Origin of the sequence: Sphaerospermopsis sp. FACHB-1194, from assembly GCF_014696235.1 — a bacterium.
GTDB lineage: Bacteria > Cyanobacteriota > Cyanobacteriia > Cyanobacteriales > Nostocaceae > Sphaerospermopsis > Sphaerospermopsis kisseleviana.
The window spans coordinates 58,027-83,574 of sequence record NZ_JACJPU010000004.1; the positions used below are offsets into that span (position 1 = coordinate 58,027).

The following is a 25,548-nucleotide window of genomic DNA, read 5'->3' on the forward strand; positions in this document are numbered from 1 at the left end:
AGATTAGAACCGAAAATAAAAAATTGGCAGCTAGGTAAAACCACAGATGAGTTACCTATCTGTCATTTTTTGTATTTATCAGTGCAATTATTATTAATTATATAAAATGCAAATATTTGTCATTTGCTGATCAAGCAGGACTTACGGAAAACAGAAAGGAGGTAGGGGTAATTCATGAATTACCCCTACGAATAAAACATCACTAAAAATTGTTAAAAATCATATTTAACAGTTATTGAAAATAAATTTCAGGAAAATTTATCAACTCAGAAGCTATAAATTCTCAAAAATAATCTGAAAAATAGGATCATCATAAAATGAACATTCATCCTCAAAGCAAATATTCAGGAAAAAATCTCACAATAGCTGCAAACTATTTAGGACTTACGCAGAAGTTATGGAAGAATGAACCGCAGAGGCGCAGAGGACGCAGAGAATGAGAGTTTGAGAGGTATTTTGGGTGAGTCTTGAGTTTCTTCCTTTGCGTCTTTGCTTATTTGCGTCTACCCTGCGGGATCTCCTGACGGAGATTGCGCGAAACACAATATCTGGAAAAGAGAATTGTTCAGTTATTCTTTTACATCTGCGTTTATCTGCGTGTATCTGCGTTAAATTACTCAAGATAACCGAAAAATTAGGCTACACTGTTAAAAAATCTACCTAATCACAAGAACTAAGAAAACTTAATAATAAATATAAGGACTAGGGGTAAAGACCCTTAAAATAGTCAAGATTTGTATTTTCCTGATCTAAAGTAACAACTATGCCTCGTCGTCAAGATATCCACAAAATTCTTCTGTTAGGTTCTGGTCCTATTGTCATTGGCCAAGCTTGTGAGTTTGACTATTCTGGTACTCAAGCCTGTAAAGCTTTACGGGAAGAAGGTTTTGAGGTGGTGCTGGTAAACTCTAACCCGGCTACTATTATGACTGATCCAGAAACGGCCGATCGCACTTATATCGAACCGCTAACACCGGAAATGGTAGAAAAGGTTATTGCTAAGGAACGTCCTGATGCTCTTTTACCGACTATGGGGGGACAAACTGCTTTAAATATTGCGGTTGCTTTAGCAAAAAATGGGGCTTTAGAAAAGTATAACGTCGAATTAATCGGTGCGAAATTACCAGCGATTGAAAAAGCTGAAGATCGCAAGTTGTTTAACGAAGCGATGGATAAGATCGGGGTGAATGTTTGTCCTAGTGGTACAGCGTCAACCTTAGAAGAAGCTAAGGCGATCGCCGATCGGATAGGATCTTATCCTCTCATTATTCGTCCTGCTTTCACAATGGGCGGTACTGGTGGCGGTATTGCTTACAATAAAGAAGAATTTGAAGTGATGGCACAGGTTGGTATTGATGCTAGTCCTGTTTCTCAAATTCTTATAGATCAGTCTTTATTAGGTTGGAAGGAATATGAACTAGAAGTGATGCGGGATCTTGCGGATAACGTTGTCATTATCTGTTCTATCGAAAACTTCGATCCGATGGGGATTCATACAGGTGATTCTATCACAGTCGCCCCTGCCCAAACTCTCACAGATAAAGAATATCAACGTCTGCGGGATATGGCGATCAAAATTATCCGGGAAATAGGGGTGGAAACCGGTGGTTCTAATATTCAGTTTGCGGTGAACCCAGTAAATGGGGATGTGGTAGTTATTGAAATGAACCCTCGTGTTTCCCGCAGTTCTGCGTTAGCTTCTAAAGCAACTGGTTTTCCTATTGCAAAGATGGCCGCAAAGTTAGCTGTGGGTTACACTTTGGATGAAATTAGTAATGATATTACTAAGAAAACCCCCGCTTCTTTTGAACCGACTATTGACTATGTAGTTACAAAAATTCCCCGGTTTGCGTTTGAAAAGTTTCCTGGTTCTGATCCAGTGTTAACTACGCAAATGAAGTCTGTGGGGGAAGCAATGGCCATAGGAAGAACTTTTAATGAGTCTTTCCAAAAAGCTATGCGGTCCTTGGAAACTGGCCGCGCTGGATGGGGTGCTGATAAACCAGAAAAGTTACCCAGTGGGGAACAAATTCGCGCTCAGTTACGTACACCTAACCCAGAGAGAGTTTTTGCTTTGCGTCATGCAATGCTGTTAGGTATCAGTAATGAGGAAATTTACGAACTAACTGCCATAGATCCCTGGTTTTTGGATAAATTACAGCAAATTCTGGAAGTTGAGAAGTTCTTAAAACGCAGTCCTTTACAGCAGTTGACAAAAGAGCAAATGTATGATGTCAAGCGTAATGGTTTTAGCGATCGCCAAATTGCTTTCTGTACCAAAACCAAGGAAGATGAAGTTAGAGCATATCGTAAACAGTTAGGTGTTATCCCCGTTTACAAAACTGTGGATACCTGCGCTGCGGAGTTTGAAGCGTTCACACCTTATTATTATTCTACCTACGAGGAAGAAACGGAAGTTTTACCCACCGATAAACCCAAGGTAATGATTTTGGGAGGTGGTCCAAACCGTATTGGTCAGGGGATAGAATTTGATTATTGTTGCTGTCATGCGGCATACTCTTTGAAAGCTGCGGGTTATGAAACCATGATGGTGAACTCTAACCCGGAGACGGTTTCTACTGATTACGATACTAGTGATCGCCTATATTTTGAACCTCTGACTAAAGAAGACGTACTCAATATTATTGAAGCGGAAAACCCTGTAGGTATTATCGTCCAGTTCGGTGGACAAACTCCATTAAAATTAGCAGTTCCCCTACAACAATACTTACAGCAATCACCAATCACCAATCACCAATCACCAATCACCCAAATTTGGGGTACTTCTCCTGATTCTATCGACATGGCAGAAAATCGGGAACGGTTTGAAAAGATTCTTCAAGAGTTGAATATTGCCCAACCGCCTAATGGTATCGCTAGAAGTTATGAAGATGCGTTAATTGTCGCTAAACGGATCGGCTACCCCGTTGTGGTTCGCCCTAGTTACGTTTTGGGTGGACGAGCAATGGAGATAGTCTACTCTGATGCAGAGTTAGAAAGATATATGACTTTTGCAGTGCAGGTAGAACCAGATCATCCAATTTTAATTGATAAGTTCCTAGAAAATGCCATTGAAGTGGATGTAGATGCGATCGCCGATCATACGGGTAGAGTGGTTATTGGTGGCATTATGGAACACATTGAACAAGCGGGTATTCACTCAGGAGATTCGGCTTGTTCTCTCCCTTCCATTTCCCTCTCTCCCGCAGTCCTTAACCAAATTAGAACTTGGACAGTTGAACTGGCAAAAGCTTTATCTGTAGTGGGTTTGATGAATATTCAATTTGCCGTTGTTGGTGCAAATAGTTATTCTCCCCAAGTCTACATTTTAGAAGCTAACCCCCGTGCATCTCGCACTGTTCCATTTGTGTCTAAAGCAACAGGCGTACCTTTAGCTAAGTTGGCATCTTTAATTATGTCTGGTAAGACTTTAGAGGAATTAAACTTTACTCAGGAAGTCATTCCCTCTCATATAGCTGTGAAAGAAGCAGTTTTACCCTTTAATAAATTCCCCGGTACTGATACCATCTTAGGTCCTGAAATGCGTTCCACTGGGGAAGTTATGGGAATTGATGCTGATTTTGGGCGGGCATTTGCTAAAGCGGAAATGGGCGCAGGAGAAAAATTACCCCTCCAGGGTACTGTATTTGTGTCTATGAGCGATCGGGATAAAGCCTTAGTTGTGGATGTGGTGAAAGAATTTATCAACCTGGGTTTTCATATTATCGCTACCCAAGGTACACGCCAATATCTGAAAGAACAGGGTTTAAAAGTTGAGCAAGTGCTGAAACTTCATGAAGGTCGTCCTAATGTGATTGACGCGATCAAAAATCAACAAATTCAGTTAATTATTAACACACCATCAGGGGAAGAAGCCCGTACAGATGGACAACTGATCCGCCGTACAGCTTTAGCCTACAAAATTCCCATAATTACAACTATAGCAGGTGCGCGGGCAACAGTAGCCGCTATCCGTTCCCTGCAAAACACCACCTTAGATGTGAAAGTGATCCAGGAATATTGTCCTATCTAGGTGACTGGGGACTGGGGACTGGGGACTGGGGACTGGGGACTGGGGACTGGGGACTGGGGACCTCACAGGGGTAGGTTTTTAATATTATCTGTTGAGGCAGGACTAGGAAGACAAGGAAGGCTTGTCCTGAGCGTAGTCGAAGGGATGGACAAGGAAGATTTTATACGGACAATGGTTTTTTGACGGACTATTTTTGTGACTAAGAATACAGAATTTGTACTGTTTTCCTCCCTTGTCACCTTGTCCACCAAGTCTTGCCCTGACGACAATGTAAAATACCTACCCTTGTGAGGGACTGGGGACTGGGAAATAATTTTCTCCCCTGCTTCCCCATCTTCCTATTCCCTATTCCCTATTCCCTATTCCCTATCCCCTGTTCCCTGTTCCCTAAACATTAAGCAATCATTATAAGAGAATCCTTATAGTTAATATTGAGATATTTTAACAAATATGAGGAAACCATCTACTTCTCATTTTTACTTCTAAACTCCTGACTCTTGTCTTATGACTCCTGTCTCCTGCCTCCTGACTCCTGCTTCCTATAATATTTCAGTACAATTACGACATAACCTAACCTGATGTAACCAGGAATTTTCCAGTTACTCGGTAGTCAAGCTTTTTTAATAAATGTTACAATTATTAACAATCACATCAAACGGAAAATGTTAGACAGATCATGGTATCTCTAAGTACAGGTACTTGTAATTACAAGTAAATAACTGTACCGTCTAGCAGTTAATAAGCCTAAATTGACGACATACCGGAAACAAAGCGGATCGGGTATGTAAATTGCAAACCAGAGCATAGTTTTCTAGTTAACCTGGGTATTATCTTCTCAAGGCATCAGCTAATGACACTACCAACCAACCCAACATCAACCAAGAGTAGCGCCATGAAGACGGCTCAGACACCTACAGACCTCGTGCGGACCTACCTAAGAGAAATTGGTCGCGTGCCACTTTTAACGCATGAGGAAGAAATTCACTTTGGGAAACAGGTACAAAGATGTACCGCGTTGTATGAGGTGAGAGATAATCTTGCTACTCAGTTAGAACGTCAACCAACTGTAGAAGAGTGGGCAAATGTAGCTGAGTTAGAAGTAAAAGAATTAAATAGAGCGATCGCCGAAGGTGAAATTGCTAAACGGAAAATGGTAGAAGCTAATTTGCGTTTAGTAGTGTCTGTAGCGAAAAAGTATATTAAACGTAATGTTGATTTACTTGACTTAATCCAAGAAGGTAGTATAGGAATGCAACGGGGTGTAGAAAAATTTGACCCCACAAAAGGCTATAGATTTTCTACTTATGCCTACTGGTGGATACGTCAGGCGATCACTCGCGCCATAGCGGAAAAAGCCCGCACTATTAGGCTACCTATTCATATTACGGAAAAATTAAACAAAATTAAGAAAGCCCAAAGGCAATTATCCCAAAAATTGGGACGTGCGCCTAGTATTTCTGAACTAGCTGACGAATTACAATTAACGCCTAAACAGGTGCGGGAGTGTCTAGAAAAAGCACGTTTACCCTTGTCTCTTGATTTGCGTCTAGGTGATAATTATGACACCGAACTAGGGGAAATGTTGGAAGATACAGGTGCATCACCTGAAGATTTTGTGATGCAATCTTCTCTATCTTGCGACATAGAACGGATGATGTCAGAACTCACACCCCAACAAAAAGAAGTCATTAGATTGAGGTTTGGGTTATCAGATGGACAATCTATGACATTAGCCCGAATTGGTGAAATACTTAATATTAGTCGGGAACGAGTGCGACAAATTGAAAGAGAAGCCTTAACAAAACTTCGTAAATCCAAACATAGCATGAATGAGTATCTTGCTAGTTAGTCAGGAGTCAGGAGGCAGGAGTCAGGAGGCAGGAGTCAGGAGAACATTAATAACTTTATTACTTATTCCCTTCTTTTGCCTTTTGCCTCTTGCCTCTTGCCTTCTTACTGTCACCTAGATTCATTCGCAATAATACGCTGTTTTTGGTACGGTTAAACCGACTCCCCCGACTGAAATAACCTGTTACATTGAATGACATAGACACAAAGTTAAATTTTCGTTGTCATTAAGTCGTCATTAAATAGAAAACAGGTTATTTATCATTGTAGTCACAATTACCATAGATAGTAGTTGTAGCAAAGGAGATCAAAAGTGAGTAACCAACCTAATCGAGTATCAGAATTTTTCAACGGTGAAACAGAAAATAGCAACTTATTATGGCAGTACGTTAAATCTCTAAGTCCAGAAACCGTAACACAGTTATCTAAACCTACTTCTGCGGAAGTATTTCAAGTGATGGAACGAAATATTGTGGGACTGTTGGGAAATCTACCTTCTGAACATTTTGGTGTTACCATTACAACTAGCAGAGAAAATTTAGGTAGATTATTAGCTTCTGCAATGATTAGTGGTTATTTTCTGCGGAATGCAGAACAAAGAATGAACTTTGATATGGCTATACAAGGAACAGAAGCAAGCAGTAGTGATGTTGCTGAATAAGTTAACAAATTAGCACCAATTAAATAAATTCTCTGATAAATCCAAAATGAAGATACCAGAATTTTAATAATTGGTGTTTTTTTATGACGTAAATGTTAAAATTAGGTAGTTTTCAGTTTTCAGATCCCCGACTTCTTTAAGAAGTTGGGGATATATAACGATTTTAGAATGATTAAATTTTACCATAATTATTATGACAGAAATATCAAATGTTACCCATAAAATTATTGGTGTTGCTGTTATTTGGAACAACGAAAAACAGATTTTAATTGATCGTCGTCTTCCCACAGGAACAATGGCGAATTTATGGGAATTTCCTGGAGGTAAAATTGAAACAGGAGAAACTATAGAAGAATGTATAGAAAGAGAAATTTTAGAAGAGTTAGGAATTAAAATAGAAGTTGGCAAACATTTGATTACTGTTGATCATACTTATCCTAATTTACGAGTAACTTTGACAGTGCATCATTGTCATTATTTATCAGGTATTCCCCAAGCTATTGAATGTGCGGAAGTGCGTTGGGTGGGTTTGGATGAGTTGGATAATTTTGATTTTCCTGAAGCAAATGGAGAAATTATTGCTGCTTTGAGAAAAAGGTAAGAACAATTATTTAAATTCATCAAGTTATCAAAGATGATAAGCGAAACCTAAAAAATAAAGCAGGGTTAGAAATTGGTGAAATAAAAATGGAAGAAAACAGAATACTTACTGATAAATTTCCCACACCTAATCCTTTAGAAATTGTGGTGACATTAAGACAAGAAGAAGATAAACCTGATGATTTAGCTGCATTTTGAGAGTCTTTGCGTTATGGGTTTGGACATTATAAAGAATGGACAACAATACCCGCACCTCTATTTTTTGAAAGAGTTGTCAGAGACTATATTAGTGAGTTTTTGATTACTGATGATGTGGATGATGAAGAATTAGAAATAGAAGACAATCAGACAAATGAAGGAGAACCTAGACAACTAAGTTTATTTTGATTGATTAACGGAGTTGGGATTTCAAATCAAATTTTTTGAGACAATTAATAGTGTTGGGTTTCCTGACCTCAACCCAACCTACAAAATAAATTTCTTTTCCAGATTAAAAGTAACAATCTATTAAAAGTTTTCATTGATTAGTCATCAATTACCTACAATAATAAAAAAGACTTTTATAAAAGGTGTAAGTAAAAAAAATGCTTAAAACCGTTGCAGAAGTGATGACCCATAATCCAATTATGGTTAATCCTCAAACTCCTTTAAAAGAAGCTATCCAAATCTTAGCAGAAAAACGCATTAGCGGTTTACCTGTAATTAATGATGCAGGGAAATTAGTGGGGATCATATCCGAAACAGACTTGATGTGGCAGGAAACCGGTGTCACTCCACCTGCATACATCATGTTTTTGGATAGTGTAATTTATTTACAAAATCCTGGTGCTTATGAACGGGATTTACATAAAGCTTTAGGACAAACTGTAGGGGAAGTAATGAGTAAAAATCCTCTCACTATTACCCCTGATAAGTCCCTAAAAGAAGCTGCAAAAATCATCCAAGAACATAAAGTACATCGTTTACCTGTGCTGGATAGTACGAGTAAAGTTATTGGTATTCTGACTCGTGGTGACATTATCCGCGCTATGTCCGCTGAGTAGGTGACTGGGGACACTTCGACAAGATCAGTGCATCGCTGGGGACTGGGGACTGGGAAAGATTAATAACCCAATGCCCAATGACTAATAAAATAGGATCATTAAAAATAGGATCATTAAATGAGTATATCTGCTGAATCTGTAAAAGAATTACTGAGTTCTGATAACTTGGGCGATCGCCTCCGTGCAGTCAATCAAATTCGTGAACTCGAACCCAAAACCGGTTTAGAATTAGTACAAGTCGCTATCCGTGATAAAAATTCCCGTGTGCGTTATTCTGCTGTTAGTCAAATGGACACATTGGGAGAACAGGATTTAGATTTATCCTTGCAGATATTACGGGAACTACTCAACGATCCTGAAGCAGATGTACAAGCAGCAGCAGCAGACTGTTTAGGGGCGCTGAAATTACAGGCAGCTTTTGAAGATTTACAGGAACTCTATCATCAAACCCCAGAATGGCTCGTACAATTCAGTATTATTGCTACCTTGGGAGCATTGGGAGATCCACGGGGTTTTGAACTCCTCAAACAAGCACTTGCTTCAGATAATGGTTTAGTGCAAACTGCGGCTATTAGTTCCCTGGGAGAGTTGGGAAACCCAGATGCAGTTTCCCTTTTAGCAACCTATTCTACTAATTCAGATTGGCAGGTGCGTTATAGAGTTGTTCAGGCTTTGGGTAATTTAGGTGGTGCAGAAGCTAAAGCTATTTTAGAGACTTTGGTTAATGATGAAGTAGAAGCGGTTGCTAAAGAAGCGAAAAGAGCAAGTCCTAAGTTGACAATTTCATAGACAAAACTATACTTATATTGACAAAAATCAATATATTTTTAGGAAAAAATCAACTACTTGATATATAATACGGTGATATCAAGTATTGAATTGAGACTATTGCCGACGCGAAAACCAAGCAATGATGGTGGTAGTCTTTTTCAGAAACTTAATTGGAACACAATCGCGTCTGGCTAAGGCGTGAAAGTCTACTGAGGGATAACTGCTCCCATGCTCCCGTTGAAGTAGAAAGTAAAGTCTAGTTTTGTCTAGGTTTTATATAGCAGCAAACCATAGTTAAAATACTACCCACCAAAAACCTGTGTCCATGTAGTCCAAATAAAAACTACCACCGCACTCACAGCAAGAACACCCTGAAGTAAATTCCCTACTACTGTTCCTACAGTGATTCCTATACCTGCTTTCACTGCTTTACCCAAATCTTTTTGATACAGCAACTCACCAATAATTGCCCCTAAAAGTGGACCAATTAACATTCCCAACAATGGTCCACCGAAGGGTAAAGCTGGCAATAATCCGAAAAATCCCAGAAGTAAACCAACAAACGCCCCTATTTGTCCCCATTTACTTGCACCGGCTTGTTTTGCGCCTATGTAACCTGCTAAAAAATCAACAGCCATACTTAGAAGTAGAACAATACCTGTAACAATCAGGGGTATTTTAATAACTGCTACAGAACCATTAACAATTCCCCAGATGATGATAGCGGCTAATATTAAACTACTACCAGGAATTGCAGGAACTACAGAACCAATCACACCCACAAGCATTAAAGCTATTAATAAACAGTAAATAATTTGCATAGTTTTTTAAGGAGTCAGGAGTCAGGAGTCAGGAGTCAGGAGTCAGGAGTCAGGAGGTAAAGATTTCCCCCCAGTCACCAATCACCAATCACCAATCACCCATTACCAATCACCAATCACCCATTACTAAGATTAACAGCTAATTTATCAGCTATTCCCGCAATCCAATTTTCATCTTGTTTTGTATAACTGCGGGGAGCATTTGCTCCTAAAATTAACACACCTTCTTTACCAATAGGTTGACAAATTACACCTTGGGTATTTTCGGGTAAATAATCAAATTCAATTTTGCCAGGATAGACTTTTAAAGCTACTAAATAAACCGGTTTTTGGGTTTCTAATACTCTTTTCAATATTGCACCAGGGGTAACTTCTGATTTAGCACCCAGAATACCGCGACGTAACAGAACTTTACCTTGGTAATAAACTACAAGCGATCGCGTAACTGTATTAGTTAACAATAACCTTGATGCCCAAGCTAATTCTGTTTTCACGGTTTCTGGTAAATCAGGATCTAACACAAAACCCTCTTCTCCGATCAGTTCTACTGTATCAGGGGTTTTAGGTTGTACTTGTTGCCAAATTAAACCTGTTAAAATTAACACTGCACTCAAAATCACTCCCAGCACATCCCCCCGTGCTTGAGAGTCTGTCAGTTCCGGTGTTAACAACCGATTTACAAACAAAAGCACAGCACCTAAACCCCCAACTACCAAGGGTAAACGCCGTAAAACTCGATTAGGATCAGATTTGGTCATTGGTAATGGGTAATGGGTAATGGGTAATGGGTAATGGGTAATGGGTAATTGGTAATTGGTAATTGGTAATTGGTAATTGGTAATTGGTAATTGGTAATTGGTAATTGGTAAGAATAAACTTTTGCCTCTTGCCTTTTGCCTTCTTACTGTCACCTGTCACCTAATTACTCTTCCCCTGCTTCCAGGATGCGTTGAAATAGATAACCAGTACCTCTAGCAGTAAGTATAAGTTCTGGGTTGCTGGGGTCATCTTCTAATTTTGCCCGTAACCGGGAAATATGTACATCTACTACGCGAGTATCTACATGGCGTTCTGGTGTGTAACCCCAAACTTCTTGTAAAATTTCAGAACGAGAAAAAGCCTCTCCAGAACGACTAACTAATAGTTCTAATAAGCTAAATTCCATGCCGGTTAAGCGGATGCGTTCATCCCCTTTGTAAACTTGGCGTTTATTGGTATCTATCCTGATGTTTCCAACATGAATCACTCCAGAACTGGGAATACCACTAGCACCAGTTTTATCTACTCTGCGTAAAACTGAGCGAATACGCGCTTCTAGTTCTTTGGGAGAAAATGGCTTAACTACGTAGTCATCAGCGCCTAATTCTAGTCCGGTGATCCGATCAGCTACATCACCCAAGGCTGTTAACATGATGATGGGAACATCGGATTCTTTGCGTAGTTCTTGACAAACACCGTAACCATCTAGCTTTGGCATCATCACATCCAAAACTACCAGGTCTGGTTCGGATTTGTGAAAAGTTTCTAAGGCTTCTTCTCCATCACCTGCTGTCACTACATCATAGCCAATCATGGAAAGGCGTGTTTCCAAAATCCGCCTAATGCTTGCTTCGTCGTCTACTACCAGGATTTTTTCTTTATGACTTTCCAAGTTTCTTCACGCTCCCTAACTAAATTTTTAACATTATGAATTTTATTACCATAATATTAAGATATCATTGCATCAGTTAATCTGAAAAAGCTGTAACTACTACTATTATTTAACTTGAGTTTTTTCTAAAACTTAAACAAAAATTAAGATTCTTAAATAAAAATTACCCATGGCAAAGCCCAAAACTATTTTTATATGTAGCAAATGCGGAGCCGAGTTCTCCCAGTGGTTCGGCAAGTGTGCAAATTGTGACACTTATGATTCTTTAGTGGAAGAGAATGCTACACCTTTTGGAGTAGATATACCCAGTCGGGGGGGAGTAGGTAACTGGCACGCTGCACCAGGGGGAATTAAACCCAGCAGCAGTAAACCCGCTAAACCAAGGGCTTCTCTGACTTTCGATCAAATTAGCGATCGCCAAATTGCTCGGTGGGAATCCGGTTATGGCGAGTTAGATCGGGTACTTGGTGGCGGTGTTGTCCCTGGTTCGATGGTTCTCATCGGTGGTGATCCCGGTATTGGTAAATCTACTCTCTTACTGCAAGTTTCTAACGAATTATCCCAAAGATACCGTATTCTCTACGTTACTGGTGAGGAATCAGGACAACAGGTAAAATTACGCGCTTCTCGTTTGGGAATGTCTAAACCGATCAATGTTGTCACTGAAGAAAATTCGGAGAACGAAGAAGAAGGTAAAGATACTGATAAAGTATGTAAAAATACTGAAGAAATCATAGAACATCATACCATTGGTTCTGATTTATATGTCTTACCAGAAACGGATTTAGAGGAAATTTTGCGGGAAATTGATTCTCTCAAACCTAATCTGGCGGTGATTGATAGTATACAAACTGTGTTCTTCCCAGCTTTGACATCTGCACCCGGTTCAGTAGCGCAGGTGCGGGAATGTACCGCCGCTTTAATGAAGGTGGCAAAACATGAAGATATTACAATGTTAATTGTTGGTCACGTTACTAAAGAAGGAACTATCGCAGGACCGAGGGTTTTAGAACATTTAGTAGATACGGTTTTGTATTTTGAAGGCGATCGCTTTGCTTCCCACAGATTATTAAGAACTGTTAAAAATCGTTTCGGAGCTACCCATGAAATTGGTATATTTGAAATGGTGTCTAATGGATTAAGGGAAGTACCCAATCCTTCAGAACTGTTTCTGGGAAACCGCGACGACCCCGCACCCGGTACAGCTATTGTAGTGGCTTGTGAAGGAACAAGACCGATAGTTGTAGAATTGCAAGCTTTAGTTAGTCCTACCAGCTACCCTTCACCCCGACGCGCTGGCACGGGGATAGATTATAACCGCTTAGTGCAAATTTTAGCAGTATTAGAAAAGCGGGTGGGGATACCCATGTCAAAATTAGATTCCTACGTTGCATCTGCGGGGGGTTTGAATGTAGAAGAACCTGCGGTAGACTTAGGAATTGCGATCGCCATTGTTGCCAGTTTTCGAGATAGAATAGTTGATCCCGAAACAGTATTAATAGGGGAAGTAGGTTTAGGGGGACAAGTGCGATCGGTTTCCCAAATGGAACTGAGGTTAAAAGAAGCAGCAAAACTGGGATTTAAACGAGCGATAATACCCAAAGGTCAAAAGTTTCCTGATTTAAACATAGAAATTTTACAAGTTTCTAAAGTCATAGATGCCATAATTGCTGCTATTCCTCATCAATCTTTGGAAGATATTGATTTAGAAACAGATGAAAAAGATGAGGATGAATAACAAATATCCGCGTTCATCTGCGTTTGATGTTTATTCAACGAACCACTCCAGACACAGAGTTTTGATCCCCGCTAAAAATTTTAATTTTTTCCTGTTTTAAGGGAGATCAGATTTTTTAACTATCAATAACTAATTTTAAAACTTGATCCCATTCTGGCATTTTTAACCCAAAAGTATCAGAAAATTTTTGATTATCTAACAAAGAAAAAGCTGGTCTAGATGCAGGTGTAGGATATTCTGGAGTAGTAATAGGAATTAACCGTTTTAATTTACGTTCATTATTGGGAAAATCATCATTAAAAATCGCCTTTGCAAAACCATACCAGCTAGTTTTTCCACTAGGAGATAAATTATATATTCCTCCTTTATTAGCCAAAAAATCAGTTAGGTTATTTTGACCTTGAGTAATAACTTGTGCTGTGATTTCTGCAATCATTCTACTCCAAGTCGGTGCGCCAATTTGATCATCAACTACTTTAATTTCTTCTCTTTCTTTTGCTAATCTTTGCATCGTTAATAAGAAGTTTTTACCACGCAAACCATAAACCCAGCTAGTACGGAAAATAAGATGATTAACACCGACAGATGTAATTGCTTCCTCACCAGCTAACTTAGTTTTACCATAGACATTTTGGGGATTTTTGAGTTCATCTTCTTGATAAGGAAGACTGTTATTACCATCAAAAACATAATCAGTAGAATAGTGAATTATAGCTGATCCCAAACGTTTAGCTTCTTCAGCTATAATACCAGGTGCAACACCATTAATTGACATTGCTAAATCGGGTTCTGATTCTGCTTTATCCACCGCAGTATAAGCAGCAGGATTGACAATTAAATCTGGTTTTATATCCCTAATTATAGCACTAATTGTATCTGGTTGTGCTAAATCTAATTGATTTCTTCCCACAGAAATAACATCACCCATAGTCATTAAAGTACGTTGTAATTCCCAACCCACCTGGCCAGAAACACCAGTTAATAGAATTTTCATTGATAAACCTCCGCTTCTGAAAATAACTTACCTACTTTATCCTTAGTAGAAATAATTGGTTCATCTTCAATCGGCCAAGCAATAGCTAAATCAGGATCATTCCATAAAATAGTGCGGTCATATTCTGGTGCATAATAATCAGTGGTTTTATACAAAAATTCCGCATATTCAGAAAGCACCAAAAAACCATGAGCAAAACCCGGTGGTATCCACAATTGATGTTTATTTTCTGCTGATAAATGTACACCTACCCATTGACTAAAAGTAGGAGAACTTTTTCGCAAATCAACAGCAATATCAAAAACTTCACCAACTACAACTCTGACTAATTTTCCTTGTGGTTTTTGAATTTGATAATGCAACCCGCGTAACACATTTTTCACTGAACGCGAATGATTATCTTGAACAAAATGAGGTAATATTCCGGTTTTGTCTAAAAAAACTCTTTCATTAAAACTTTCATATAAAAAACCCCTGTCATCTCCAAAAACTTTAGGTTCAATTAATAGCACATCAGGAATTTCTATATTTATAATCTTCATCAAATCATCCTCTTGTGTAGTTCAAACCTTATATCCTGGTTATTTGTTATTAACTAACTCTAGATCATAGCTGATTACTGATTACTGATAGCTGAATACTTAGGTTTTCTCAATTAAAAGTAATTTCATCTTCTAAAATTCGTCTTAAATAAAGACCATAACTACTTTTACCCATAGACTCAACCAAATAACTAAGTTGTTGAGTATCAATATATCCTTGATAATAGGCAATTTCTTCAATACAAGCTATTTTCAATCCCTGTCTTTGTTCTAAAGTTTGGATAAAATTACTAGCTTGATGTAAAGATTCATGTGTACCCGTATCTAACCAAGCATATCCTCTTCCTAAAATTTCTACCTTTAATTGATCTTGCTTTAAATAAGCTAAATTCACATCAGTAATTTCTAGCTCACCCCGTGCAGAAGGTTTCAAACTAGCAGCTATTTCTGTAACTTGGGAATCATAAAAATAAATTCCCGGTACTGCATATTTTGATTTAGGACTTTTTGGTTTTTCTTCAATACTAATTGCTTTACCTGTACTATCAAATTCAATCACACCATAACTTTCAGGGTGAGTGACTTTATAACCAAAAACTAAACCTCCATTTTGCAATTGAGCAGCACGGGTTAAAACTTCTGTGAAACCATGACCATAAAAAATATTATCTCCTAAAATTAAACATACTGAATCATTTTTGATAAAATCTTTTCCCAAAATAAAAGCTTGTGCTAAACCTTCTGGTTTTGGTTGTTCTACATAACTAAACTTTAAACCCCATTGACTACCATCTTTTAGCAATCTTTGAAAAAGAGGTAAATCTGTGGGTGTGGAAATAATCAAAATTTCTCTAATTCCCGCTAACATCAACACCGATAAAGGATAATAAATCATCGGTTTGTCATAAACCAACATTAATTGTTTACTCACAACTTGTGTTAATGGATAAAGTCTTGTACCCGAACCACCTGCGAGAATAATACCCTTCATTTTACCATCCTTATACAGCGAATTAATTATTACTAAATAAATCCTAAATAAATCCTAAATAAATCCAGGACTTACGCAAAATAAAACGGAAGTGGGGGGAATTCATGAATTACCCCTACTCCTTTAACGACTTTCGTAATTTTTCTGAATCCAGTTTTTATATTCTCCTGTAAAAATAGATTCTACCCAAGCAGAATTATCAAGATACCATTGCACAGTTTTTAACAAACCACTATCAAAATTTTCCTTGGGTTGCCATCCTAATTCTTTGGTGATTTTACTACAATCAATAGCATAGCGGCGATCATGTCCAGGACGATCTTTAATAAAGGTAATTAAAGATGAATATTGAAAATTCTCTTTGGGTGCTAACGTATCCAAAATTTCACAAATTTTATTCACAACTACTAAGTTAGTTTGTTCATTCAATCCCCCAACATTATAACTTTCGCCAATTTTACCTTCCTTTACAACCAGATAAATAGCATCACAATGATCACTTACATATAACCAATCTCTAATATTTTGACCGTCACCATAGATAGGTAATGGTTTACCATTTACAGCATTGAGAATCATTAAAGGAATCAGTTTTTCAGGAAACTGTAACGGTCCATAATTATTGGAACAATTAGTAGTTAAAGTAGGTAAATTATAGGTGTGATAGTAGGATCTAACTAAATGATCTGCACTAGCTTTAGAAGCTGCATAAGGGCTATTTGGTGCATAAGGTGTATCTTCTCTAAAAGCTGGATCTTCTGGATTTAAAGAACCATAAACTTCATCGGTAGATATATGCAAAAATCGGAATTTTTCTTGTTTTTCTGATTTGAGTTTTTGCCAATAAACTTTACTTGCTTCTAATAAATGAAACGTTCCTAATACATTAGTTTGGATAAAGTTAATGGGTGTTAAAATAGAACGATCTACATGAGTTTCTGACGCAAAGTTAATTACTGCATCTGGTTGATATTTTTCTAACAAATAACTGACTAATTCAAAGTTACCAATATCTCCTTGAATAAAAGCATAATTGGGATCATCTTGTAATTCAGCTAAATTTTGTAGATTACTAGCATAAGTAAGTTTATCTAAATTAATGATATTAGCCCAATGATTTTTTCTAGCTTGGAGAACAAAGTTAGCCCCTATAAATCCTGCACCACCTGTAACTAATAAAGTTGGCAGATCATTTTTCGGTACGTTTGACATATAAACAGATTTTTCCTATGTGTTATTGTTTGATTTTTAGTGGAAATGTGGTAATTTCAATTGTTGGAATGTCACGGCTAATCATCGGATTACAGCTATTTTCAGGTAAATAAACCACATTTTGATTTAGGTTTCGCGTCAACAATGTAGGGGCGTTCGCGAAGCGTGCTGGAAGCATCAGCATTCGGACAATTAATTATCGGTTTTTACCTAAGACTATCATCCGAATGCTTCGCCCTTACTGTGGTCTAAAGACATGAAAACTGCTGTAAAAACCAGAGATATGAGGTAGATAATTAAACAATATCTTACACTAAAGAAGAGAAAAACTTAATATTGAGTATAGAAATTAACTAATAATGAATAAATTAAAACCTCGAAAACAAGCTAATCTATGGTTGGAAAAGTTAATGGCGATCGCAGCCAGTCTTAACTTAGGGTTAGTAGTGTTTGATTTGAGTTACGTACCTTGGCGGGATTTCTATTTTCGCCAACTTCCCCAAATCACCCAGATTTATGACCCGATTAAAGGTATTGAACCCCATCGAGACACGAAAAATTATCTAGAAACAGTAGCAGCTTTAGAAGCACAAGTTAGCCAAACCGGTTTAAACTCCCCTCAAGTAAAAATCAAGTTAGCAGAAATCAGCCGTCTCAGCAACGAGATGATTGATAGTAATCCCTTTGCAGGTGCTGGTAAAAGTGGAACTCTGGAAAAAATTAAAAACCGGATGCGGGAACACATCGGTCAAGAATCAGCCAAACGCGCCTTTGCTACTTTTTGGAGTGTGGAATATTTATCTAAACGGGGTTGGATACAAGAAATTAATTTTTTTAACCAGCAAATTCGTCCAGGCATTGCCTCTAATTATTATCGCAAAATAGGCGAAAATGGCGAATTTATAGATGATTTTTGGTTAATTGATTTACCGTTTGTCGTGATATTTGGCTTAGAATTGCTATTACGTACTTTTTATATAAAACGTCAAAATCGCCATTTAAGCTGGTTAGAAGCGATTTTATGGCGTTGGTATGACCTATTTTTAGTAATTCCCTTTTGGCGTTGGTTGCGAGTTTTGCCAGTATTAGTTCGTCTAGATCAAGCCGGGTTAATTGATCTACATTTAGTGAGAAGGCAAATTCACCAAGGTATAGTAGCCAATTTTGCCGAAGAAATCACAGAAATTGTGGTAGTGCGGGTAATTAACCAAATGCAGGTTTCAATACAGCGCGGTGATATTACTAGGTGGTTATTACAACCGGAAAAGGAGCGTGCCTACATTGATATTAATAATATTAACGAAGTAGAAGCACTTTCAGGATTGTTAATACAAACCATCGTTACTCAAGTCTTACCAAAAATACAACCAGAAATGAATGCCATTTTGCGGCACAATATCGAACTTGCTTTTAGGCAAGTACCTGTTTATCGTAACCTGCTCATGCTGCCAGGAGTAGGACAGGCACAAAATCAGCTAAGTGAACAATTGGCCAATCAAATCACCACAAACCTATATCTTGCCTTGGTTAGCGCCTTTAAAGATCCAGTGGCAGCCCAACTTTCTAGTCAGTTAGTGGAAAAATTTAATACGGTTTTAGGTGCAGAAATCCAGGAAAAACACGTAATTTCAGAGATTCAAAGTTTGCTCAATGACTTTTTAGAAGAAGTGAAAATTAATTATGTTCAACGTCTATCCCAAGAAGATATTGAGCAAATTATCGAACAAACAAGAAGGATGCGATCGCAAGCTACTGTTCCCACAGTTATTGATAAAAGCTTTAGAGCATAAAAGTGTACAGTTGTTGTGTGTATAGGTGTATAGGTAAATTAATAACCCAATCACCAATTACCAGTCACCAATCACTAATGACTAACGAAAAAAATACGCTACACTCATGTTAGGGGCGAACCAATACAGGTTCGTCACAAGACTTCTTGGAAGATATCCCTATCGCCGGAAGTGGGTAGAAGCCCACTTTTTTTATTGAATTTTCCCATGACTCATCCTTTAGTTCCACAAATTATTGAATTGGCGAAACCAGTAGCAGAAGAACTGGGTTTGGAAGTAGTTGGCATAGTTTTTCATACCAACCAACGTCCACCAGTTTTGCGGGTAGATATCCGTAACCCTCAACAGGATACTGGTTTAGACGATTGCGAACGAATGAGCCGTGCTTTAGAAGCCTCCTTAGACGCGACAGAGATGATTCCAGATGCTTACGTATTGGAAGTCTCCAGTCCTGGAATTTCCCGACAATTGAACACAGACAGGGAGTTTATTTCCTTTAAAGGATTTCCCGTGGTGATCTCCACTTCTGAACCCTACGAAGGAAAACAAGAGTGGATTGGTAACTTGATGCGCCGGGATGAAACAAAAATTTACTTAAACCAAAAAGGTCGTGTAGTACAGATACCCCGTTCCCTCGTTACCAGGGTGCAACTCGATGAGGGCAGTTAACTAAAATTGAGATTTTAGATGCAGGGTTTTAGATTCAGGGTTTTAGATACAAATCTAAAATCCCAGATTTAAAATACAAAAAATTGCTGGTTGCTGACATAAAAATTTAAAAATTAAGGAGATGTTGCTTATGTCAATGGTTGCTTTACCTGGATTAAAAGATTTAATTGAAAGCATTAGCCGCGAGCGAAATTTACCACGTTTAGCAGTGCAATCATCTATTAGAGAAGCATTACTTAAAGGTTACGAACGTTATCGCCGCGCCCAAAATTTAGAGCGCCGACAATTTGATGAAAATTATTTTGATAATTTTGAAGTAGAACTTGATATTGAAGGAGAAGGATTCCGAGTTCTTTCTACCAAAACAATAGTCGAAGAAGTTACTAATACAGATCATCAAATTTCCTTAGATGAAGTACAACAAGTTGCGCCAGAAGCTCAATCAGGTGATTCTGTGGTCTTAGATGTCACCCCAGATCAAGGAGAATTTGGACGCATGGCAGCCATGCAAACTAAACAAGTGCTGGCACAGAAATTGCGGGATCAACAACGTCAAATGGTGCAAGAAGAATTTCAAGATTTAGAAAGTACCGTTTTACAAGCAAGAGTTTTAAGATTTGAAAGACAATCAGTAATTTTGGCAGTTAGCAGCGGTTTTGGTCAGCCAGAAGTAGAAGCAGAATTACCAAAAAGGGAACAACTACCCAATGATACATACCGTTCCAATACCACCTTTAAGGTATATCTAAAAAAAGTTTCCCAAGGACAGCAAAGGGGTCCACAGTTATTAGTATCTCGTGCTGATGCTGGGTTAGTAGTTTATTTATTTGCCAACGAAGTCCCAGAAATTGAAGACGAAGTAGTGCGAATAGTGGCAGTAGCTAGAGAAGCAAATCCTCCTTCCCGTTATGTCGGTCCACGGACTAAAATAGCAGTAGATACACTTGATCGAGATGTAGACCCAGTTGGAGCTTGTATTGGCGCGAGGGGATCACGCATTCAAGTGGTAGTCAATGAATTGCGGGGTGAAAAAATAGATGTAATTCGCTGGTCTCCAGATCCAGCAACTTACATTGCCAATGCCTTGAGTCCGGCCAGAGTTGATGAAGTGCGCTTAATGGATCCCGAAAGTCGGCAAACCCACGTTTTAGTAGCAGAAGATCAACTGAGTTTAGCTATTGGGAAAGAAGGACAAAACGTGAGATTAGCTGCCAGACTGACAGGCTGGAAAATTGACATTAAAGATCAAGCTAAATATGACTATGCCGCAGAAGATGCGAAATTTGCAGCTGTGAGAGCAAAATATCAGGCAGAAAATGATGAAACCGAGATGGAACAACTAGAAGATGAATATCAGGACAAATTAGAATTAGAGAATGATAATTTTGAAACTAACGAGGAAGAGACAGATTAATTCTCAAATGTTTTTTGACAATAGTCTGTTCACTATCAACAGTTCACGGTAAACTAGAAGACATTTAGCAAGTGTGAAAATTAACAAAAACAAATCTGAGGTAAGTATCTCAAGCAAGTAAAAACTGCTCACCTGACTGAACAAAAACCCGATGAAACCAAACTATCGGCGTTGTATTAGTTGTCGCCGGGTAGGACAAAAACAAGAGTTTTGGCGGATTGTCCGCGTCTTTCCATCTAGGAAGGTACAATTAGATCAGGGCATGGGGCGTTCTGCCTATATTTGCCCGCAAGCTGACTGCCTACAAGCAGCACAGAAAAAAAATAGATTAGGGCGATCGCTACATGGAACAGTGCCAGAAACACTGTATCAAACATTGTGGCAGCGACTTAGTGAACGCAATCCCCCAAATCAAATTTAATTAAACTAAATATTCTGGTTTGCCCAAGGTAGTCTACTGCCTGATTTCCGGCCAGATCAAAGGTTAAAATACCAGAGAGGCTGTGTCAGACAAAGGTTAAAAGCTAGTTAGTGTTTTCCTAAAAAAAGCTAACAAATGCTCACATTTGATCAAGATTTATGTCTACTCATTGACAAAAAAACTTGAGAATTGAGAATACTAAAGATCCTGTAGCCTGAGAGTCAGCAGACAGGGCAAACAAGAAAATGCTATTATTGATAGGTATTTTAGGTGAGAACCAAGCCTAAATACTTAATAGTAGGGTGAGATAGACCCAATCTGAAAGCCTGTAGACTAGATAGTGCCGACACTTCTAGGAGTTCAGTGAGAGTAGTCGAAACTGATGAAGCAGGAAGGAAAAGCATCAAAGCTTGTTAGCATTAGTTAGCTTTTTGTATCGGATTAGTGCCAAAATAGTAAATGGGTGTAAAAGGCAAGTGGCTCTCTAAAAATGGAGAGAGACGAAGCAATACTCCCAACAAGTTTTACTCGATTGTGTTGTGGAAGACTCAGAATCAGCAAAACAAAAACCTAAAAAATGGCAACCTGGTAGCGTTAAAGCGCAGTTCGGCATCAAGGATGCCCAAAAAAATTTTTTATTGAGAAAAATTTTATGGGGTCCAGTCAACCATCATTCCCGGTGGGGATGCCAGTATTAAACCGAAACATCTCTCTTTCCTAATTATTGGAGGCACCGGCAACATCACCAAGGGCAACCTAAAAAACAGTGATCAAAGGATGGAGATGTCGCAAACCAGGCAACCATCCGTTAAAACTGTAAATTAAAGGGGAAAGAGTGGATGAACAACGGCAAAGTTAGAATCTACGAATTATCAAAGGAATTGAATTTGGATAACAAAGAGCTATTAGCAATTTGCGACCAGCTCAACATCGCGGTCAAAAGCCATAGCAGCACGATTTCAGAAACAGAGGCAGAACAAATTCGACAGGCTGCGGAAAAACTCCCAGCCACGAGTGTCACGCCCAAAAAGGAATTAGGTACAAATAGCCATAAACCAAATTCACAAAAAACTGGCTCCCGAAACCGACCTGCTGCACCCCATAAACAACAAATTTTGGAAATTCGCAAACCCAAAATCTTGAGAAACACTACCTCCAACGCCTCAGAAGCGTCAGTTGCTACCAATAGCCAAGTTGCTTCGTCTGATAGTGTACATGGCGAAGTTACAGCTAATTCTCCATCACCTCCACGGCCTTTCGCTACACCAGTCTCACCCATGAAACCGACGGCACCAACTCGACCTGTACCCCGGAATCAATCTGAGACACCACAGAAACCTGTGGCAGAAACAGATCATAAACCCAATGTCCAAGCAGCCCCAGAAAAAATAAAAGCGGAAAAACCAGAAAAACCGGCTGGTCATCGACCCAAACCGGAAAAACCCCAAAAACCGCAACTGGTTGCTCCACCAGCAAGGCCTGTGGAAGAAAAAGCTTCTGCCACAGAACAGCTATCTCCTGCGGAAAAACCAATTCTCAAACGCGATCGTCAGCAACGGCGTGAAGAAGAAAGAGAACACTCAAAACCCAGGGGCAACAAAGGAACAGCAGAGCAGACACCACAAAAACAGGGTCGCTCAACTCCATCACCTGTGAAACCAGAACACAGGGGAAGTAAATCTGCACCCACACCATCAACTGAGGTGCAACGACCCAGCAGGCCAACACGTCCTGCTGAACCTGTAGCCACCATGCCTGTAGCCACTCCACCCAAACCAATGTCTGGAGGAGGTAAAAAAGAGGCATTGGTGGATGAGCCGATCGCACCAGCTTTGCTGGATTTGAAACGGCCAACACCACCACGCCTATCTAAAGGTGGGAAGAAGTGGCAAGAAGAAGAAATAATTGACGAAATCAAAGAGAAAGCCAAGGTTGGACCTAAAGGCAAGCGAGCTAAACCCATCCTCGATGATGATTTTGAAGAAGACGACTTACTGGATGAAGAAGGTCTGGAAATTCCAGCCGCAGTCCAAGTCAGCCTGTCTATAGCTCGTCCACCCAAGCCCAAGGCTGCTCGACCTGCACAGCAACCAACATTGGTTACATCTGCACCCACGAAAAACAAAAAGCCTGGTTCCCAACGCGACCAAAATCGCCGTCAGCAGGAAGTAGAAGTTAAGCGTGAGCGTCCAGAAAAACTGGTTGTCACAGGACCAATGACAGTACAAGAGTTGGCGGATGCTTTGGTCATTGCCGATACAGAGATTGTGAAAATCCTGTTTATGAAAGGCATGGCGGTAAGTATCACCCAAAATCTGGATATTCCCACCATTACCCTAGTAGCTAAAGAACTAGAGGTAGAAGTGGAAACGGCTGAACCAGAAGCAGAAGCCCGCAAAGTCACAGAAATGATTGACATTGAGGATCTGGAGCATCTGATTCGTCGTCCTCCCGTGGTGACAATTATGGGTCACGTAGACCACGGTAAAACTACTCTACTGGACTCCATCCGCAAAACTAAAGTGGCGGCGGGTGAAGCAGGTGGTATTACCCAGCATATCGGCGCATACCATGTTGATGTAGAACATGATGGTAAGCAACAACAGATTGTCTTCCTAGATACTCCTGGTCACGAAGCTTTCACAGCAATGCGGGCTAGAGGTGCGCGGGTGACAGATATTGCGATTTTGGTTGTAGCCGCAGATGACGGTGTACGTCCGCAAACAGTGGAAGCGATTAGCCATGCTCAAGCCGCAGGTGTACCGATTGTTGTCGCTATTAACAAGATTGACAAAGAAGGCGCACAACCAGAGCGGGTTAAACAAGAACTGACCAATTATGGTTTAACCGCAGAAGACTGGGGTGGTGAGACAATTATGGTTCCTGTGAGTGCGATCAGGGGCGAAAACCTGGATACACTCCTAGAAATGGTTCTCTTGGTGGCAGAAGTTGGAGAACTTTCCGCTAACCCCAATCGTGTGGCTAAGGGAACAGTCATAGAAGCTCACTTAGATAAAGCTAAGGGTGCGGTTGCTACCTTGTTGATTCAAAACGGTACTCTCCAAGTGGGAGATATGCTAGTTGCGGGATCGGCATTTGGTAAAGTCCGGGCAATGGTAGATGATCGAGGTAAGCGTGTAGAAGCTGCTACTCCCTCCTGTGCGGTTGAGGTACTAGGCTTAAGCGATGTACCCGCAGCAGGTGATGAGTTTGAAGTGTTCGAGAATGAAAAACAAGCACGAGCGATCGCTGCTGATCGAGCCGACAAACAACGTCAATCTCGTTTGTTACAAGGAAGAGTTACCCTCACAACCCTATCGGCTCAAGCTCAAGAAGGCGAGTTGAAAGAACTCAACTTGATACTCAAAGGCGATGTCCAAGGTTCTGTAGAAGCTATTATCGGCTCTCTCAAGCAAATACCTCAAAACGAAGTACAAATTCGGATGTTATTGGCTACTGCGGGAGAAATTACAGAAACAGATATCGACTTAGCTGCGGCAAGTAACGCTGTCATCATTGGCTTCAACACTACTTATGCTAGTGGTGCTAGACAAGCTGCCGATGAAGCAGGTGTGGATGTGCGGGAATACAACATCATCTACAAACTACTAGAAGATATCCAAGGAGCTTTGGAAGGTCTACTAGAACCAGAGTTAGTGGAAGAACCTTTAGGACAAACAGAAGTCCGTGCTGTCTTCCCAGTCGGTCGTGGCGCAGTTGCTGGTTGTTATGTACAATCTGGAAAACTGGTTCGTAACTGTAAAGTGCGAGTTCGTCGCGGCAGTAAGGTGATCTACGAAGGTGTTCTTGATTCCCTCAAACGGATGAAAGAAGATGTGCGCGAGGTCAACTCTGGTTATGAATGTGGTATTGGTATTGATAAGTTCCATGACTGGGCTGAAAATGATATCATCGAAGCTTACCAAATGGTAACTAAACGCCGTACCCTGACCTTAACTAAGTAGTCTTGAGTACCAACTTTTGAGTGCTGAGTAAATTGATGAGTGTTGAATGGATATAGGTTTTATTTCAACATTCACATACATAAATCTCAGCACTCATATAGCAGGTGGCAGGTGGCGGGTGACAGGTGAGAGCGAAGAGATAAAAGAAAAAAATAACTATCTATCACACAGATAAAACAGTTTAAAACCCATAAGTAAGTTGGCATAAAAAAACTGAGGTATATTACAAAATGTAAAATCGCTAAAAGTCTCTTGCCTCTTGCCTTGCCACAACGATAAATTTCAACGCCCACTTACTTAGTTAAAAATCCTTTGGTTAATTTAAAAAGCTTATTTGGCAGAATTTTACCGAAAATATCCTTAGTTTTAGTGATCAATCACACA

The 25,548-nt window shown here is 39.5% G+C and carries 22 protein-coding genes; 15 read left to right on the plus strand and 7 right to left on the minus strand.

Features of this window, described 5'->3' with window-relative positions:
• The first annotated feature begins 763 nt into the window (after window positions 1–763).
• From carB to nblB, 9 genes are all read left to right on the plus strand, one after another.
• Entirely contained in the window at window positions 764–4,033 is a 3,270-nt protein-coding gene (carB, locus tag H6F45_RS03775) for a carbamoyl-phosphate synthase large subunit (RefSeq protein ID WP_190346498.1), read from the plus strand.
• A gap of 892 nt (window positions 4,034–4,925) precedes the next feature.
• Window positions 4,926–5,882, plus strand: a complete 957-nt coding sequence (locus H6F45_RS03780) for an RNA polymerase sigma factor, RpoD/SigA family (RefSeq protein WP_137667387.1) — start codon at window positions 4,926–4,928, stop codon at window positions 5,880–5,882.
• A complete protein-coding gene (locus tag H6F45_RS03785) occupies window positions 5,863–6,000 on the plus strand; it encodes a hypothetical protein (RefSeq protein WP_190346499.1) in 138 nt (45 codons plus the stop codon). The genes H6F45_RS03780 and H6F45_RS03785 overlap by 20 nt, the downstream gene beginning before the upstream one ends.
• A gap of 194 nt (window positions 6,001–6,194) precedes the next feature.
• Window positions 6,195–6,542, plus strand: coding sequence for a DUF760 domain-containing protein (locus tag H6F45_RS03790; RefSeq protein ID WP_096570254.1), 348 nt, complete (start codon window positions 6,195–6,197; stop codon window positions 6,540–6,542).
• A 193-nt stretch (window positions 6,543–6,735) separates the two neighbouring features.
• On the plus strand, window positions 6,736–7,143 hold the full coding sequence (gene mutT / locus H6F45_RS03795) for an 8-oxo-dGTP diphosphatase MutT (protein WP_190346500.1): 408 nt from the start codon (window positions 6,736–6,738) through the stop codon (window positions 7,141–7,143).
• A gap of 86 nt (window positions 7,144–7,229) precedes the next feature.
• The gene (locus tag H6F45_RS03800; RefSeq protein WP_190346501.1) at window positions 7,230–7,340 is read left to right on the plus strand and encodes an RNaseH domain-containing protein; all 111 of its coding nucleotides are present in this window, start codon (window positions 7,230–7,232) and stop codon (window positions 7,338–7,340) included.
• A gap of 6 nt (window positions 7,341–7,346) precedes the next feature.
• On the plus strand, window positions 7,347–7,529 hold the full coding sequence (locus H6F45_RS03805; protein WP_190346502.1) for an RNaseH domain-containing protein: 183 nt from the start codon (window positions 7,347–7,349) through the stop codon (window positions 7,527–7,529).
• Window positions 7,530–7,726: 197 nt separating this feature from the next.
• A complete protein-coding gene (locus H6F45_RS03810; protein ID WP_190346503.1) occupies window positions 7,727–8,185 on the plus strand; it encodes a CBS domain-containing protein in 459 nt (152 codons plus the stop codon).
• Window positions 8,186–8,302: 117 nt separating this feature from the next.
• The gene (gene nblB, locus H6F45_RS03815) at window positions 8,303–8,974 is read left to right on the plus strand and encodes a phycobilisome degradation protein NblB (RefSeq protein ID WP_096570262.1); all 672 of its coding nucleotides are present in this window, start codon (window positions 8,303–8,305) and stop codon (window positions 8,972–8,974) included.
• Between the two features lie 284 nt (window positions 8,975–9,258).
• Here the strand turns inward: nblB and H6F45_RS03820 are convergent, their stop codons facing one another.
• The 3 genes from H6F45_RS03820 to rpaB all read right to left on the minus strand — a co-directional run bounded on the left by H6F45_RS03820 (window position 9,259) and on the right by rpaB (window position 11,428).
• Window positions 9,259–9,777 carry a DUF456 family protein gene (locus tag H6F45_RS03820; RefSeq protein WP_096570264.1) on the minus strand — a complete coding sequence of 173 codons (519 nt, stop codon included), beginning with the start codon at window positions 9,775–9,777 and terminating at the stop codon, window positions 9,259–9,261.
• A 116-nt stretch (window positions 9,778–9,893) separates the two neighbouring features.
• Window positions 9,894–10,535, minus strand: a complete 642-nt coding sequence (locus H6F45_RS03825; protein WP_096570266.1) for a cofactor assembly of complex C subunit B — start codon at window positions 10,533–10,535, stop codon at window positions 9,894–9,896.
• 164 nt (window positions 10,536–10,699) lie between these two features.
• Window positions 10,700–11,428 carry a response regulator transcription factor RpaB gene (gene rpaB, locus H6F45_RS03830; RefSeq protein ID WP_096570268.1) on the minus strand — a complete coding sequence of 243 codons (729 nt, stop codon included), beginning with the start codon at window positions 11,426–11,428 and terminating at the stop codon, window positions 10,700–10,702.
• Window positions 11,429–11,597: 169 nt separating this feature from the next.
• Between rpaB and radA the strand changes: the two genes are divergently transcribed.
• Window positions 11,598–13,166 carry a DNA repair protein RadA gene (gene radA, locus H6F45_RS03835; RefSeq protein WP_190346504.1) on the plus strand — a complete coding sequence of 523 codons (1,569 nt, stop codon included), beginning with the start codon at window positions 11,598–11,600 and terminating at the stop codon, window positions 13,164–13,166.
• Between the two features lie 115 nt (window positions 13,167–13,281).
• On the opposite strand, the gene rfbD is transcribed toward radA, so the two are convergent.
• The 4 genes from rfbD to rfbB form a co-directional block, all read right to left on the minus strand.
• A complete protein-coding gene (rfbD, locus tag H6F45_RS03840) occupies window positions 13,282–14,160 on the minus strand; it encodes a dTDP-4-dehydrorhamnose reductase (protein WP_190346505.1) in 879 nt (292 codons plus the stop codon).
• Window positions 14,157–14,702: a dTDP-4-dehydrorhamnose 3,5-epimerase gene (rfbC, locus tag H6F45_RS03845; protein WP_190346506.1), complete on the minus strand. Its 546-nt coding sequence runs from the start codon at window positions 14,700–14,702 to the stop codon at window positions 14,157–14,159. Before rfbC ends, rfbD begins: the two co-directional genes overlap by 4 nt.
• Before the next feature lie 109 nt (window positions 14,703–14,811).
• Entirely contained in the window at window positions 14,812–15,693 is an 882-nt protein-coding gene (gene rfbA, locus H6F45_RS03850; protein ID WP_190346507.1) for a glucose-1-phosphate thymidylyltransferase RfbA, read from the minus strand.
• 123 nt (window positions 15,694–15,816) lie between these two features.
• Window positions 15,817–16,905 (minus strand): dTDP-glucose 4,6-dehydratase, encoded by a 1,089-nt coding sequence (gene rfbB, locus H6F45_RS03855; protein ID WP_190346508.1) that lies wholly within the window; start codon window positions 16,903–16,905, stop codon window positions 15,817–15,819.
• Between the two features lie 359 nt (window positions 16,906–17,264).
• On the opposite strand from rfbB, the gene H6F45_RS03860 reads away from it, so the two are divergent.
• From H6F45_RS03860 to infB, 5 genes are all read left to right on the plus strand, one after another.
• Window positions 17,265–18,695, plus strand: a complete 1,431-nt coding sequence (locus H6F45_RS03860) for a hypothetical protein (RefSeq protein ID WP_190346509.1) — start codon at window positions 17,265–17,267, stop codon at window positions 18,693–18,695.
• Window positions 18,696–18,902: 207 nt separating this feature from the next.
• Complete coding sequence (gene rimP / locus H6F45_RS03865) at window positions 18,903–19,364, plus strand: ribosome maturation factor RimP (protein WP_096570282.1); 462 nt, start codon at window positions 18,903–18,905, stop codon at window positions 19,362–19,364.
• A gap of 130 nt (window positions 19,365–19,494) precedes the next feature.
• The gene (nusA, locus tag H6F45_RS03870) at window positions 19,495–20,778 is read left to right on the plus strand and encodes a transcription termination factor NusA (RefSeq protein WP_190346510.1); all 1,284 of its coding nucleotides are present in this window, start codon (window positions 19,495–19,497) and stop codon (window positions 20,776–20,778) included.
• A gap of 151 nt (window positions 20,779–20,929) precedes the next feature.
• On the plus strand, window positions 20,930–21,199 hold the full coding sequence (locus H6F45_RS03875) for a YlxR family protein (RefSeq protein ID WP_096570286.1): 270 nt from the start codon (window positions 20,930–20,932) through the stop codon (window positions 21,197–21,199).
• Between the two features lie 839 nt (window positions 21,200–22,038).
• Window positions 22,039–25,164 carry a translation initiation factor IF-2 gene (infB, locus tag H6F45_RS03880; RefSeq protein ID WP_137666007.1) on the plus strand — a complete coding sequence of 1,042 codons (3,126 nt, stop codon included), beginning with the start codon at window positions 22,039–22,041 and terminating at the stop codon, window positions 25,162–25,164.
• Window positions 25,165–25,548: the final 384 nt, after the last annotated feature.

Coding starts and splice junctions, on each gene's coding strand:
- carB (WP_190346498.1), top strand. CDS start 764: ATGCCTCGTCGTCAAGATATCCACAAAATTCTTCTGTTAGGTTCTGGT.
- H6F45_RS03780 (WP_137667387.1), top strand. CDS start 4,926: ATGAAGACGGCTCAGACACCTACAGACCTCGTGCGGACCTACCTAAGA.
- H6F45_RS03785 (WP_190346499.1), top strand. CDS start 5,863: ATGAGTATCTTGCTAGTTAGTCAGGAGTCAGGAGGCAGGAGTCAGGAG.
- mutT (WP_190346500.1), top strand. CDS start 6,736: ATGACAGAAATATCAAATGTTACCCATAAAATTATTGGTGTTGCTGTT.
- H6F45_RS03800 (WP_190346501.1), top strand. CDS start 7,230: ATGGAAGAAAACAGAATACTTACTGATAAATTTCCCACACCTAATCCT.
- H6F45_RS03810 (WP_190346503.1), top strand. CDS start 7,727: ATGCTTAAAACCGTTGCAGAAGTGATGACCCATAATCCAATTATGGTT.
- nblB (WP_096570262.1), top strand. CDS start 8,303: ATGAGTATATCTGCTGAATCTGTAAAAGAATTACTGAGTTCTGATAAC.
- H6F45_RS03820 (WP_096570264.1), bottom strand. CDS start 9,777: ATGCAAATTATTTACTGTTTATTAATAGCTTTAATGCTTGTGGGTGTG.
- H6F45_RS03825 (WP_096570266.1), bottom strand. CDS start 10,535: ATGACCAAATCTGATCCTAATCGAGTTTTACGGCGTTTACCCTTGGTA.
- radA (WP_190346504.1), top strand. CDS start 11,598: ATGGCAAAGCCCAAAACTATTTTTATATGTAGCAAATGCGGAGCCGAG.
- rfbD (WP_190346505.1), bottom strand. CDS start 14,160: ATGAAAATTCTATTAACTGGTGTTTCTGGCCAGGTGGGTTGGGAATTA.
- rfbC (WP_190346506.1), bottom strand. CDS start 14,702: ATGAAGATTATAAATATAGAAATTCCTGATGTGCTATTAATTGAACCT.
- rfbA (WP_190346507.1), bottom strand. CDS start 15,693: ATGAAGGGTATTATTCTCGCAGGTGGTTCGGGTACAAGACTTTATCCA.
- rfbB (WP_190346508.1), bottom strand. CDS start 16,905: ATGTCAAACGTACCGAAAAATGATCTGCCAACTTTATTAGTTACAGGT.
- H6F45_RS03860 (WP_190346509.1), top strand. CDS start 17,265: ATGAATAAATTAAAACCTCGAAAACAAGCTAATCTATGGTTGGAAAAG.
- rimP (WP_096570282.1), top strand. CDS start 18,903: ATGACTCATCCTTTAGTTCCACAAATTATTGAATTGGCGAAACCAGTA.
- nusA (WP_190346510.1), top strand. CDS start 19,495: ATGTCAATGGTTGCTTTACCTGGATTAAAAGATTTAATTGAAAGCATT.
- H6F45_RS03875 (WP_096570286.1), top strand. CDS start 20,930: ATGAAACCAAACTATCGGCGTTGTATTAGTTGTCGCCGGGTAGGACAA.
- infB (WP_137666007.1), top strand. CDS start 22,039: ATGAACAACGGCAAAGTTAGAATCTACGAATTATCAAAGGAATTGAAT.